This window comes from Hydrogenophaga sp. GW823-FHT04C09, assembly GCF_058796355.1.
Genome location: NZ_JBXAIO010000004.1, coordinates 73,918 through 87,543 on the forward strand (window position 1 = coordinate 73,918; position 13,626 = coordinate 87,543).

11 protein-coding genes are annotated in these 13,626 nt (G+C 67.0%); 8 read left to right on the forward strand and 3 right to left on the reverse strand.

The genetic code is table 11. From position 1 onward, the window contains the following. Window positions 1–14 precede the first annotated feature (14 nt). The 3 genes from AC1Q9M_RS12635 to AC1Q9M_RS12645 form a co-directional block, all read right to left on the reverse strand. The gene (locus AC1Q9M_RS12635; protein WP_291111097.1) at window positions 15–674 is read right to left on the reverse strand and encodes a TetR/AcrR family transcriptional regulator; all 660 of its coding nucleotides are present in this window, start codon (window positions 672–674) and stop codon (window positions 15–17) included. A gap of 12 nt (window positions 675–686) precedes the next feature. After that, complete coding sequence (locus AC1Q9M_RS12640; protein WP_444687430.1) at window positions 687–1,934, reverse strand: patatin-like phospholipase family protein; 1,248 nt, start codon at window positions 1,932–1,934, stop codon at window positions 687–689. 120 nt (window positions 1,935–2,054) lie between these two features. Further along, window positions 2,055–2,582 (reverse strand): phasin family protein, encoded by a 528-nt coding sequence (locus AC1Q9M_RS12645; RefSeq protein ID WP_382154151.1) that lies wholly within the window; start codon window positions 2,580–2,582, stop codon window positions 2,055–2,057. A gap of 213 nt (window positions 2,583–2,795) precedes the next feature. Here AC1Q9M_RS12645 and AC1Q9M_RS12650 point away from each other — a divergent pair, with 213 nt between their 5' ends. The 8 genes from AC1Q9M_RS12650 to AC1Q9M_RS12685 all read left to right on the forward strand — a co-directional run bounded on the left by AC1Q9M_RS12650 (window position 2,796) and on the right by AC1Q9M_RS12685 (window position 13,474). Then, window positions 2,796–4,781: an SDR family oxidoreductase gene (locus AC1Q9M_RS12650; RefSeq protein WP_444687429.1), complete on the forward strand. Its 1,986-nt coding sequence runs from the start codon at window positions 2,796–2,798 to the stop codon at window positions 4,779–4,781. 154 nt (window positions 4,782–4,935) lie between these two features. Next, on the forward strand, window positions 4,936–5,835 hold the full coding sequence (gene argB / locus AC1Q9M_RS12655) for an acetylglutamate kinase (RefSeq protein ID WP_382321935.1): 900 nt from the start codon (window positions 4,936–4,938) through the stop codon (window positions 5,833–5,835). Window positions 5,836–5,951: 116 nt separating this feature from the next. Beyond that, window positions 5,952–6,647 (forward strand): nucleoid occlusion factor SlmA, encoded by a 696-nt coding sequence (slmA, locus tag AC1Q9M_RS12660; protein WP_382321933.1) that lies wholly within the window; start codon window positions 5,952–5,954, stop codon window positions 6,645–6,647. 154 nt (window positions 6,648–6,801) lie between these two features. Further along, entirely contained in the window at window positions 6,802–7,509 is a 708-nt protein-coding gene (locus tag AC1Q9M_RS12665; RefSeq protein WP_444687428.1) for a TetR/AcrR family transcriptional regulator, read from the forward strand. A gap of 40 nt (window positions 7,510–7,549) precedes the next feature. After that, window positions 7,550–9,346, forward strand: a complete 1,797-nt coding sequence (locus AC1Q9M_RS12670; protein WP_492434092.1) for an acyl-CoA dehydrogenase C-terminal domain-containing protein — start codon at window positions 7,550–7,552, stop codon at window positions 9,344–9,346. A 38-nt stretch (window positions 9,347–9,384) separates the two neighbouring features. Further along, complete coding sequence (locus AC1Q9M_RS12675; RefSeq protein ID WP_492434094.1) at window positions 9,385–9,822, forward strand: DUF2147 domain-containing protein; 438 nt, start codon at window positions 9,385–9,387, stop codon at window positions 9,820–9,822. Between the two features lie 34 nt (window positions 9,823–9,856). Beyond that, complete coding sequence (locus AC1Q9M_RS12680) at window positions 9,857–12,256, forward strand: 3-hydroxyacyl-CoA dehydrogenase/enoyl-CoA hydratase family protein (RefSeq protein ID WP_492434096.1); 2,400 nt, start codon at window positions 9,857–9,859, stop codon at window positions 12,254–12,256. Window positions 12,257–12,265: 9 nt separating this feature from the next. After that, window positions 12,266–13,474: an acetyl-CoA C-acyltransferase gene (locus AC1Q9M_RS12685; protein WP_382321929.1), complete on the forward strand. Its 1,209-nt coding sequence runs from the start codon at window positions 12,266–12,268 to the stop codon at window positions 13,472–13,474. Window positions 13,475–13,626: the final 152 nt, after the last annotated feature.

Here is a 13,626-nt window from a genome sequence, read left to right on the forward strand (position 1 = left end):
CTCCCGGGAGGTGTTCAGGACTGGGGACCGTAGGCGCCGGTGAGCGTCATGAGGTGTTGCCGCTGCGTGGCTTCCAGGTAGGGCGCCAGCAGGTTGAGCACGTGGTGTGCGCCGCGCAGCAGGGCCTGCTGCGCGTTGTCGGGCTCCAGGGCGTTGCGCGGGTCGCGCACGTACTCGAAGCTCAGCCAGTAGGTGAGCACCACCACCATGCTGGTGGCGGTGGGCTCGCTCTCGCGCGCGTCAATGCTCACCGCGCCGTGGCGGCTCATGCCGTCGAGCAGGTGGCGGATCGCGCGTGACTTGTTTTTCAGCACGGTCTGGAAACGGGTTTCCAGCAGGCGGTTCTTCGAGAGCAGGTCGTTGAGGTCGCGGTAGAGAAAGCGGTACTCCCAGATGATTTCGAACAGCGAGTGCAGGAAGAACCAGGCGTCCTCCACGTTGCGCACGCCTTCGCTGGCGCTGAGCAGTTCACCGAGCGAGCGCTCGTAGCGCTCGAACAGCGAGTTGATCAGCTCGTCCTTGGCCGGGTAGTGGTAATACAGGTTGCCCGGGCTGATGCCGAGCTCGGCCGAGATCAGGGTGGTGGAGACGTTGGGTTCGCCGAAGCGGTTGAACAGCTCCAGCGTCACCTCCAGGATGCGCTCGGCGGTGCGTCGCGGGGCTTTCTTGGCCATGGCGCGGCGCTTTCAGCGGCTGTGGGCGGGCGCGGCGGGACCTTCGAGGTGCCGCTGCAGGTCATCCAGCGTGGCGTGCAGCCGCGCGGCCAGGGTGGTGCGTGCCGGTGGGGTGCGCGCGGCACCCAGCAGGCGCCGCTGCGGGTCGCGCAGCGCGGCCAGGTCCAGCGTGACACCATGGCGCGCCAGCTGCGGCCCCAGCTCGGCCTGGCGGTCCAGCAGCATGCGGCGGGTCTGCTGGTAGGCGTGCTCCGCGATCTCGCGGCGCTGGCGGTAGCTGAAGGTGTTGGCGAAGAACAGCGTGGCGTCGCGCTGGTCGGGTTCGATCAGCACGATGTCGGTGCCGGGGTAGGCGCGCTCGTAGTGCTTGAGGCCCAGCGCCAGCCGCGAATGGATCATCGAGCGGAAGGTCTGGCTCATCACCGCGGGCAGGCCGCCCTCGACCAGCGAGGGAATGCGCCGGCCGTCGTGCAGGCTGGGGTTGGTGTGGAAGGGCACCAGCGGGTTCAGGCACAGCAGCAGGTCGGTGCCTTCGTCCAGCGCCACGGTGGCGTGCAGCGTTTTCTTGAGCGCGCCGTCCACGTAGTGCTGGCCGCCGATCTCCACCGGCGGGAACAGACCGGGCAGCGCCGCACTGGCCTGGATGGCGCGCGAGATCGGCACGTGGTCCCAGCCCGGGCGGCCGAAGGGCGCGGCGTCGCCGGTGTCGAGCTGCGTGGCCACCAGGGTCAGGCGCGCGCGCAACTCGCGGAAGTCGTTGCTGCGGCCCGGCTGGCTGAACAGGCGCTGAATCTGCTGGTGGATGCCCTCGTTGTCGAGCACACCGGTGGGCAGCGCCGCGCCCACGCGTTCGAGCGCGTGGGTGAAGGGCTTGCGGTGCACGCCCCAGGCCCACAAGGCGCTGCCGATCAGGCGCGGCAGGCGCTGCAGCCGGTCACCGAACTCGCCCCAGGCGGGCTTGAGCAACCAGGACGGGTCGAAGTTGTCGTCCCCCGGCCGGTCTTCGATGAAGGCCTCGCACAGCTGGCGCGGGCGGATGCCGTTGGCCAGGCCGGCGGCGATGAACCCGCCGGCGGACACGCCGACGTAGTGCTCGCAGTCGTTGAGGTCCAGGCCCGGCAGGGTGTCGTCCAGCGCGCACAGCGCGCCGATTTCATAGATCGCCCCGAGCGGCCCGCCACCGGCCAGGGCCAGGGCGATGCGGGGACGGCGCGACTTCTGCGGGGCCGGTCGTTGGGAGGCTTTGCGGGACGTCGTCATGCGTTTGAGTGTAGACCGCGAAGCGCGGCGAAACTGCTGCGTTGCAGCATGCGGCGCGGACGCGAAAAGGGGGCGTCATGCGCCCCCTGGTTCTTCGTGCCGTGGCCGGCCCGCATCGGCTCAGGCCGCCTTGCGCGGGGCCTTGCGCGCGGCCGCCTTCTTGGCGGGAGCGGCCTTCTTGGCCGGTGCGGCCTTGCGCGCCGCGGTCTTGGCCGGGGCCTTGCCGCTCAGGCCTTGCACGTGGCGGTTGAGCGCGTCGATGCGTTCGATCAGCGCTTCCACATCGCGCGCCGAGGGCACGCCCAGCTTGTTCAGCGCCTTGGCCACGCGCTCTTCGAAGATGTTTTCCAGCTTGTCCCACTGGCCGGTGGCCTTGGACGAGATGTCGGCGGCCATGCTGCTCACGCGGTTGGTCGCTTCGGAAATGCGCTCCTCGGCCACGGCCTGCGTCTTGCGCTGGATAGACAGGCCTTCCTTCACGAGCGACTCGAAGGCCTTGCCGCCTTCTTCCTGCGCCTTGGAGAACGCACCCAGGCCGGCCAGCCAGATCTGCTGCGCGGAATCCTTGATGGCACCCGACAGCGGGGAGTTGAAGCCCGCGGCGGTGGGCTTGGCGGCGCTGCCGGCTTTCTGGATTTTCTTGACCATGGGGATGCTCCTGGAGGGGTTGGAAAAACGGGGAGGGCGAACGGGCCGCCGCAACGATGGGCCACTGTACGGCCCGCGCGCCGGGCGTGTGTAGGGGCGCAAGACTAAACCCCACACGGGTTTTTGCGGAAGGCGGGGGCCCCCGACCTGGTCAAGAATGGCGGGCACACTGCGCCCCTCTTTCTTTGATTCCAACCGCTTCAGGAGACCTTCATGCATTACTTCGTCACCGGTGCCACCGGCTTCATTGGCAAACGCCTGGTGGCCAAGCTGCTGCAGCGCAAGGGCGCGGTGGTGCATTTCCTGATCCGTCAGGAGAGCGAAGGCAAGGTGGCGGGGCTGCGCGAGTACTGGGGCGTGAGCGCATCGCGCGCGGTGCCGGTGTTCGGCGACCTCACGGCCAAGAAGCTGGGCGTGTCGGCCGACGACGTGAAGGCGCTCAAGGGCCAGGTCGACCACTTCTTCCACCTCGCCGCCGTGTACGACCTGGAAGCCGATGAGGAAAGCCAGATCGCGGTCAACGTGGATGGCACGCGCAACACGGTCGAGTTCGCCAAGGCGATCGGCGCGGGCCACTTCCACCACGTCTCGTCGATCGCGGCCGCCGGCCTGTACGAAGGCGTGTTCCGCGAGGACATGTTCGAGGAGGCCGAGAACTACGACCACCCCTACTTCATGACCAAGCACGAGAGCGAGAAGATCGTGCGCAAGGAATGCAAGGTGCCGTGGAGCGTGTACCGGCCGGCCGCCGTGGTGGGCGACTCGCGCACCGGCGAGATGGACAAGATCGACGGGCCCTACTACTTCTTCAAGCTGATCCAGCGCATGCGCCAGATCCTGCCGCCCTGGATGCCCAGCGTGGGCCTGGAGGGCGGGCGCATCAACATCGTGCCGGTCGATTTCGTGGTCGATTCGCTCGACCACATCGCCCACCAGAAGCGCGGCAGCGGCGCCTGCTTTCACCTGGTCGACCCGATGGGCTACCGCGTCGGCGACGTGCTCGACATCCTGAGCAAGGCCGCGCACGCGCCCAAGATGAACCTGTTCGTCAACGCCGCGCTGATGGGCTTCATCCCCAAGAGCGTGAAGAAGGGGCTGATGGCGCTGGCGCCGGTGCGCCGGGTCTACAAGGCTGTCATGCAGGACCTCGGCCTGCCCGAGGACATGATGACCTTCGTCAACTACCCCACGCGCTTCGACTGCCGCGAGACGCTGGCCGCGCTCAAGGGCAGCGGCATCGAATGCCCCAACCTCAAGGACTACGCCTGGCGCCTGTGGGACTACTGGGAGCGCCACCTCGACCCCGACCTGCACATCGACCGCAGCCTCAAGGGCACGGTGGCGGGCAAGGTGGTGCTGGTCACGGGCGGCAGCTCGGGCATCGGCCTGGCGGCGGCGCACAAGTTCGCCGAGGCGGGCGCCGTCACCATCATCTGCGGGCGTGACCAGGACAAGCTCGACGAGGCCTGCAAGGAGGCCAAGGACAAGGGCTACCAGTTCATCGCCTACCCGGCCGACATCGCCGACATGGCCGACGCCGACCGCTTCGTGCAGCTGCTGATCCAGAACCACGGCGGCGTGGACTTCCTGATCAACAACGCCGGCCGCTCGATCCGCCGCGCCATCGAAGGCAGCTACGACCGCTTCCACGACTTCGAGCGCACCATGCAGCTCAACTACTTCGGCTGCCTGCGCGTGACCATGGGTTTTCTGCCGGGCATGGTGGCCAAGCGCAAGGGCCACGTGGTCAACATCAGTTCCATCGGCGTGCTCACCAACGCGCCGCGTTTCTCGGCTTACGTGGCCAGCAAGTCCGCGCTGGACGCCTGGACGCGATGCGCCTCCAGCGAGTTCGCCGACCAGGGCATCACCTTCACCACCATCAACATGCCGCTGGTGCGCACGCCCATGATCGCGCCCACCAAGATCTACCAGAACGTGCCCACGCTGGCGCCCGAAGAGGCGGCCGACATGATCGCGCAGGCCTGCATCTTCAAGCCGGTGCGCATCGCCACGCGCCTGGGCGTCACCGGCCAGGTGATGCACGCGCTGGTGCCGCGCGTGGCGCAGATCGTGATGAACACCAGCTTCCGCATGTTCCCGGACTCGTCGGCGGCCAAGGGCGAGAAGGGCGCGAAGCCGCAGCTGTCACCCGAAGCGGTGGCGATGCAGCAGATGATGCGAGGAATCCATTTCTAGCCCCCGCCGCGCTGCGCGCGACCCCTTTGCAGGGGGCAATGCCCGCGGCCCGGCAAAGCCGGTTCCGCGGCATTTCTGGATTGGAGACAGGCAAGCGGGGCGTGTCATGCGCCGGCCCTAGAATTTCGCTTTTGCCCGCATAGCAGGAACCCGCATGACCGAGCCCTCCGACATCACCTCCATTGCACCGCGCGACAAGGCCGAGATCCTGGCGCAGGCGCTGCCGTACATCCGCAAGTACCACGGCAAGACCATGGTCATCAAGTACGGCGGCAATGCCATGACCGACCCGGCCCTGCAGCAGGATTTCGCCGAGGACGTGGTGCTGCTCAAGCTGGTCGGCATCAACCCGGTGGTGGTGCACGGCGGCGGCCCGCAGATCGAGACGCTGCTCAAGCGCCTGGGCAAGCAGGGCCAGTTCATCCAGGGCATGCGCGTGACCGACCCGGAAACCATGGAAGTGGTGGAGTGGGTGCTGGCCGGCGAGGTGCAGCAGGACATCGTGGGCCTGATCAACCAGGCCGGCGGCAAGGCCGTGGGCCTGACGGGGCGCGACGGCGCCATGATCCGCGCGCAGAAGCTGCGCATGACCGATCAGAAGGACCCGAACCTGGAGCACGACGTCGGCCAGGTGGGCGACATCGTCAGCATCGACCCTTCCGTGGTCAAGGCGCTGCAGGACGACCAGTTCATCCCCGTCGTCAGCCCGATCGGCTTCGGCGAGCAGAACGAGAGCTACAACATCAACGCCGACGTGGTGGCCGCCAAGCTGGCCACCGTGCTGCAGGCCGAGAAGCTGCTGATGCTCACCAACATCCGCGGCGTGCTCGACAAGGACATGCGCCTGCTCACCGAACTCACGCCGCGCCAGATCGACGACCTTGTGGAGGATGGGACCATCTCCGGCGGCATGATCCCCAAGATCGCCGGCGCGCTGGACGCGGCCAAGAGCGGTGTGAACGCGGTGCACATCATCGATGGCCGCGTGCCGCACGCCCTGCTGCTGGAGGTGCTCGGCAACGAGCCCTTCGGCACCATGATCCGCTCGCACTGAGGGCCGTTGCCGCACGATCGAGGCGGTCACTCACTGTCTGCCAACCACGCGGTTGCACTGAGAAAGAAGTCACCTCGCTGTGCGAGAATCGCCGAAACCTCACGGATCGCCCGCCCATGACATCCAACGCCCCTGAGTCCCCCACCCCGGAAGACAAAGCCGCGCGCGAAGCCGCCGAGGCCATCGAGGCGGCGGCGCATGCCGATGGGGGTGGTGGACGCAAGCGGCCCAAACCCGGCGAGCGCCGGGTGCAGATCCTCGAAGCCCTGGCGACCATGCTGCAGCAGCCCGGCGCCGAGCGCATCACCACCGCCGCCCTGGCCGCCAAGCTGGAGGTGAGCGAGGCCGCGCTGTACCGCCATTTCGCCAGCAAGGCCCAGATGTTCGAAGGCCTGATCGAGTTCATCGAGCAGTCGGTGTTCGGCCTCATCAACCAGCTGGGCGAACGCGAAGCCGACGCCAACGTGCGCTCGCGCAAGCTCGTCACCCTGCTGCTGCAGTTCGGCGAAAAGAACCCCGGCATGACGCGCGTGATGGTCGGTGACGCGCTGGTGTTCGAGAACGAGCGCCTGCAGCAGCGCATGAACCTGTTCTTCGACAAGATCGAAGCCGCGCTGCGCCAGAACCTGCGCGAAACCTCGCTGGTGGCCGGTGCCGCCACGCCCACGGTCGATGCCCAGGCCGATGCCTCGGTCATCACCGCCTTCTGCGTCGGGCGCCTGCAACGGTTCGCGCGCAGCGGCTTCAAGCGCTCGCCCAGCGAAAGCCTGGAGCACAGCCTCGCGCTGTTGCTGCCCATCGTTCGCCACTGAAACACGGCATTTAGGGCGCAGCCCCTAAACAAAGGTCACACAAAACGCCGGTGGTTTGCACCGAAGCCCGGTTTTGCGGTAAAAATAGAACGACCGTTCGTATTTATTCGGACGGTCGTTTTTTTGAGCCCTCATCCAACCAGGACCGACCCCCATGAGCGTCACACCCACTGCCCGCCGCGCGCGCGCCGACGCCCCGGCCCACAAGCCCTTGCAGAAGGGCCAGCAGACCAAGGCCGCCATCGTCGATGCCGCGCTCGGCCTGGCCACGCAGATCGGCCTGGAAGGTCTGTCCATCGGCGCGCTGGCCGAGGTCATGCAGATGAGCAAGTCCGGCGTGTTCGCCCATTTCGGCTCGCGCGAGGAACTGCAGATCTCGGTGGTGCGCGAGTACCACACGCGTTTCGAGGACGAGGTGTTCTACCCCGCCATGGTCGCGCCGCGCGGGCTGCCGCGCCTGCGCAAGCTGTTCGACAACTGGATGAAGCGCACCTCGGTCGAGATCGATTCGGGCTGCATCTACATCAGCGGCGCGGTCGAGTTCGACGACCGGCCCGGCCCGGTGCGCGACGCGCTGGCCAGCTCGGTCAACACCTGGCTCTCGGCCATGCGCCGCGCGGTCGAGATCGCGATCGAGGAAGGCCACCTGGCGGCCGACACCGACGCGTCACAGATGGCGTTTGAAATCCACGCACAGATCCTCGCGCTGCACTACGAAGCCCGCTTCCTGCGCAGCCCCGATTCGGTGCGCCGCGCGCTGCAGGCGTTCGAGGGCATCGTGGAGCGCTACAGCCACGCCCCCGGCGACGCCCCCGCGCGCGCCCGCAAATCCCCGGTGCCTGCGCGCAAGCCGCAGGGCTGATCCCTTTCGCCTTTTCACAAACCCAGCACAGGAGTTCCTCATGCCCGTTTACAACCCGCCCCTGCGAGACATGCAGTTTGTGATGCACGAAGTGCTCAAGGTCACCGACGACTTCAAGGCCATGCCCCAGCATGCCGAGGTGGACGTGGACACCATCAACGCCGTGCTCGAAGAAGCCGGCAAGTTCGCCACGCAGGTGATCTTCCCGCTCAACATCAGCGGCGACACCGAAGGCTGCACGCTGGATAAGGCCACGCACGAGGTCAAGACGCCCACCGGCTTCAAGGACGCCTACAAGACCTACGTCGAAGGTGGCTGGGCCGCGCTGTCGTGCGACCCCACGTTCGGCGGCCAGGGCCTGCCGCTGGTGGTGAACCAGTGCTTCTACGAGATGATGAACTCGGCCAACCAGGCCTGGACCATGTACCCCGGCCTCACGCACGGCGCCTACGCCGCCCTGCACACCTACGGCACCGACGATCAGAAGAAGACCTACCTGCCCAAGATGACCAGCGGCGAGTGGACCGGCACCATGTGCCTGACCGAGCCGCACTGCGGCACCGACCTGGGCCTGATGCGCACCAAGGCCGAACCCCAGGCCGACGGCACCTACAAGCTCACCGGCAACAAGATCTTCATCAGCGCCGGTGAACACGACATGGCCGACAACATCATCCACCTGGTGCTGGCCCGCCTGCCCGACGCGCCCCCCGGCATCAAGGGCGTGAGCCTGTTCATCGTGCCCAAGTTCAACGTGAAGGCCGACGGTTCGCTGGGCGAGCGCAACGGCATCTACTGCGGCGGCCTGGAGCACAAGATGGGCATCCACGGCAATGCCACCGCGCAGATCGTGATCGACGGCGCCATCGGCACTCTGGTGGGTCAGCCCAACAAGGGCATGCAGGCCATGTTCGTGATGATGAACGCGGCCCGCCTGGGCGTGGGCAACCAGTCGCTGGGCCTGACCGAGGTGGCCTACCAGAACGCGCTGGCCTACGCCAAGGACCGCATCCAGATGCGCTCGCTGACCGGCCCCAAGGCCAAGGACAAGCCGGCCGATCCCATCATCGTGCACCCCGACGTGCGCCGCATGCTGCTCACCGCCAAGGCCTACGCCGAAGGCGGCCGGGCGCTGGCCATGTTCTGCTCGGTGCTGCTGGAGAAGGCGCACAACCACCCCGACGAGAAGGTGCGCAAGGACAGCGACGAGATGCTCTCGCTGCTCACCCCCATCACCAAGGCCTTCCTGACCGACAACGGCTACAACGCCGCCACGCAGTGCCAGCAGGTGTTCGGCGGCCACGGCTACATCAAGGAATGGGGCATGGAGCAGTACGTGCGCGATGCCCGCATCAACATGATCTACGAAGGCACCAACACCATCCAGAGCCTGGACCTGCTGGGCCGCAAGGTGCTGGGCAACAACGGCGCCACGCTCAAGAAGTTCGGCAAGCTGGTCGGCGCGCTGGTGATGGAAGAGGGCGTCAACGAGAAGATGGCCGAGTTCATCAACCCGCTGGCCGTGCTGGGTGAGCAGATCACCAAGTTCACCACCGAGATCGGCTTCAAGGGCCTGCAGAACGCCGACGAAGTGGGCGCCGCCGCCGTGGACTACCTGCGCGTGGCCGGCCACCTGGTGTTCGGTTACTTCTGGGCGCGCATGGCGCAGGTCGCGCTGCGCGAGATCGCGGCCGGCAACACCGACCCGTTCTACACCGCCAAGCTGCAGACCGCGCGTTTCTACTTCGCCAAACTGTTCCCCGAGACCGCGACGCTGATGCGCACCGCGCGCGCCGGCAGCAAGGTGCTGATGGACACCGACGCGGCGCTGGCGTAAACACGCGGTTTCTTTCCCACCACCACCAGGAGACTTTCATGATCAAGACCACGCTGGCAGTTTCGCTTCTTGTGCTCACCGGCCACGCGTTCGCGCAGATGTCGCCCGTGGGTCTGTGGAAGACGATCGACGACGACTCGAAGAAAGAGAAGTCCCTGGTGCGCATCAAGGAAACCAATGGCGTCTACAGCGGCACCATCGAGAAGTTCCTCGATCCAGCCACCAAGGCAGACGCCGTGTGCGACAAGTGCACCGACGAGCGCAAGGACAAGCCCATCCTGGGCATGACCATCCTGCGCAACCTCAAGCAGAGCGCCGACGACAAGACCGTCTACGACGGTGGCGACATCGTCGACCCGAACAACGGCAAGGTCTACCGCACGCGCCTCAAGCCCGTCGAAGACGGCAAGAAGCTGGAAATGCGCGGCTACATCGGCCCGTTCTACCGCACCCAAGTGTGGATCCGTGTCGAGTGAAGCCCGCGCGTCCGACCCCTTTCATGGAAAACCAATGAACCGATTTCAAGTGAAGAAAGTCGCCGTGCTCGGCGCAGGCGTGATGGGCGCGCAGATCGCTGCGCACCTGGTCAACGTCAAGGTGCCGGTGGTGCTGTTCGATCTGCCCGCGAAGGAAGGCCCGAAGAACGGCATCGTCACCCGCGCGGTGGAAGGCCTGAAGAAGCTCAAGCCTTCGCCGCTGGGCGTCGCGGCCGACGCCGACCTCATCGGCCAGGCCAACTACGAAGAGCACATGGAGCAGCTGCGCGACTGCGACCTCATCATCGAGGCCATCGCCGAGCGCATGGACTGGAAGCTCGACCTCTACACCAGGATCGCGCCTTTCATCGCCGAGCACGCCATCGTCGCGTCCAACACCTCGGGCCTGTCGATCACCAAGCTCAGCGAAGCCCTGCCCGAGGCGATCAAACCGCGCTTCTGCGGCATCCACTTCTTCAACCCGCCGCGCTACATGACGCTGGTGGAGCTGATCGCCACGCCCACCACCGAGCCGCAGATCCTCAACGACCTGGAGACCTTCGTCACCAGCGGCCTGGGCAAGGGCGTGGTGCGCGCCAAGGACACGCCCAACTTCGTGGCCAACCGCATCGGCATCGCCGGCATGCTGGCCACCATGAAGGAGGTGGAGAACTTCGGCCTGACCTACGACGTGGTCGACGACCTCACCGGCAAGCGCCTGGGCCGCGCCAGCAGCGGCACCTTCCGCACCGCCGACGTGGTGGGCCTGGACACCATGGCCCACGTGGTCAAGACCCTGCAGGACAACCTGAGCCTGGAGACCGACCCGTTCTACGGCAGCTTCGGCACGCCGCCGGTGCTCAAGGCGCTGATCGAGGCCGGCAACCTGGGCCAGAAGGCCAAGGCCGGCTTCTACAAGAAGGTCGGTCGCGACATCCTGCGCTTCGACCTGGAGAGCGGCGAGTACGTGCCCGGCGGCGAGAAAGCCGATGAGGTCTACGGCCGCATGCTCAAGCGCCCGGCCGCCGAGCGCCTGAAACTGCTGCGAAACAGCGAAGGCCCGCAAGGCCGGTTCCTCTGGGCCATCCTGCGCAACAGCCTCCACTACGCCGCCGTGCACCTGGCGACCATCGCCGAGACCGCGCGCGACGTGGACCAGGCCATGCGCTGGGGCTTCGGCATGAAGCAGGGCCCGTTCGAGCTCTGGCAGGAAGCCGGCTGGCTCGAGGTGGCGAAGATGGTCCAGGAAGACATCGACGCCGGCAAGGCCCTGAGCAAGGCGCCGCTGCCCGACTGGGTGTTCAAGGGCCCGGTGGCCGAGGCTGGCGGCGTGCACACCGCGCAGGGTTCGTGGAACCCCACCAAGGGCACGTTCGAGGCGCGCCTGCAACTGCCGGTCTACCAGCGCCAGCACTTCCCCGAGCTGCTGCTCGGTGAAGCCGGTCCGAAGTTCGAGACCGCCGGCAGTACGTTGGAAGAGAACGATTCGATCCGCCTCTGGACGCTGGACGAACAGGTGCTCATCGCCAGCATCAAGACCAAGATGCACGCCATCAGCCCCGAGGTGTGCGAAGGCCTGATGGCCGCCGTGGACCTGGCCGAGAAGGAGTACCAGGGCCTGGTGATCTGGTCGGGTGACGAGCCCTTCAGCGCCGGTGCCGACCTGCAGGCCATGCTGCCGGCCTTCATGGCCGTGGGCGTGAGCGCCATCGAAGACGCCGAAGGCTTCATGCAGCAGACCATGCTGCGCCTGCGCTACGCCAACGTGCCGGTGGTTTCCGCCGTGCGTGGCCTGGCGCTGGGCGGCGGGTGCGAGATGGCCGTGTACAGCGCGCGCCGCGTGGTGCACATGGAAAGCTACATCGGCCTGGTGGAAGTCGGCGTGGGCCTGGTGCCCGGGGCCGGCGGCCTGACCTACATCGCCCGCCGCGCGGCGGAGAACGCCGAGACCTCGACCGGCAAGGACCTGCTGCCCTTCCTCACCGAAGGCTTCACCGCCGCCGCCATGGCCAAGGTGGGCACCAGCGCGCTGGAGTCGCGCCAGCTCGGTTACGTGCTGCACTCCGACGTGATCGTGCCGCACAAGGACGAGCTGCTGTACGTCGCCATCAACGAGGCCAAGGGCCTGTTCAACGGCGGCTACCGCGCGCCGCACAAGCGCCTGTTCCCGGTGGCCGGCCGCGACGGCAAGGCCACCATCCTGGGCAGCCTGGTCAACATGCGCGACGGCGGCTTCATCAGCCAGCACGACTTCCACATCGCCTCGCTGATCGCCAACGTGGTGACGGGCGGCGACGTCGAACCCGGCACGCTGGTGAACGAGGACTACCTGATGACGCTGGAGCGCCAGGCCTTCTGCTCGCTGATCGTGCACCCCAAGACACAAGAACGCATCCTCGGCATGCTCAACACGGGCAAGCCCGTCCGCAACTAAGGACACGACATGAGCAAACAGATTCAAGACGCCTACATCGTCGCCGCCACCCGCACCCCCATCGGCCGTTCGCACAAGGGTTCCTTCAAGCACCTGCGCCCGGACGACATGCTCGCCCTGGCGCTGCGCTCGGCGCTGGCGCAGGCCCCGGGCCTGGACCCCAAGGCCATCGAGGACGTGATCTGCGGCTGCGCCATTCCCGAAGCCCAGCAGGGCCTGAACGTGGCGCGCATCGGCGCCATCCTGGCCGGCCTGCCCAACAGCGTGGGCGGCATCACCGTCAACCGCTTCTGCGCCTCGGGCCTGTCGGCCGTGCAGATGGCGGCCGACCGCATCCGCGTGGGCGAGGCCGACGTGATGATCGCCGCCGGCACCGAGAGCATGAGCATGGTGCCCATGATGGGCAACTCGCCCAGCCTCTCGCCCACCATCTTCCGCAACACCGACGACGTGGAGAGTTACGGCATCGCCTACGGCATGGGCCTCACGGCCGAGAAGGTGGCGCAGAAGTGGAAGGTCTCGCGCGAGGCGCAGGACGCCTTCGCCCTGCAGTCGCACCAGCGCGCTGTGCTGGCCATGAAGAACGGGGAGTTCAGCGACGAGATCACGCCGGTGGAAGTGACCGAACGCAGCGTCAATCTGGAAAGCGCCGAGGTCAGCACGAGCACGCGCACCGTGAGCCTGGACGAAGGCGCGCGGCCCGACACCTCCATCGAAGGCCTGTCCAAGCTGCGCACGGTGTTCGCCGCGCGCGGCTCGGTCACCGCCGGCAACAGCTCGCAGACCAGCGACGGCGCGGGCGCGCTCATCCTGGCCAGCGAAGCGGCCATCAAGCGCTTCGGCCTCACGCCGCTGGCGCGCTTCGTGAGCTACGCCTCGCGCGGCGTGCCGCCGCACCTGATGGGCATCGGCCCGATCGAGGCGATTCCCGCCGCGCTGAAATACGCCGGCCTCACGCAGGACCAGATCGACTGGATCGAGCTCAACGAGGCCTTCGCCGCGCAGTCGCTCGCCGTCATCAACACCCTGGGCCTGGACCCGAGCAAGGTCAACCCCATGGGCGGCGCCATCGCGCTGGGCCACCCGCTGGGCGCCACCGGCGCCATCCGCTCGGCCACCGTGGTGCATGCGCTCAAGCGGCACAACAAGAAGTACGGCATGGTCACGATGTGCGTGGGCATGGGCCAAGGGGCCGCAGGTATCTTCGAAAGGGTCTGACGACCCACCCCCGCGCCGCGCCTGCGGCGCGTCACCCCCTGAAAGGGGGCGATGCCTGCGGCCCGGCAAAGCCGGTTCCGCGGCATCCCTGGATCGGCGTTGCTCTTCGCTCCGGATGGACTGTCGCGGGGTAGACGTTGAATTGTTCTGGC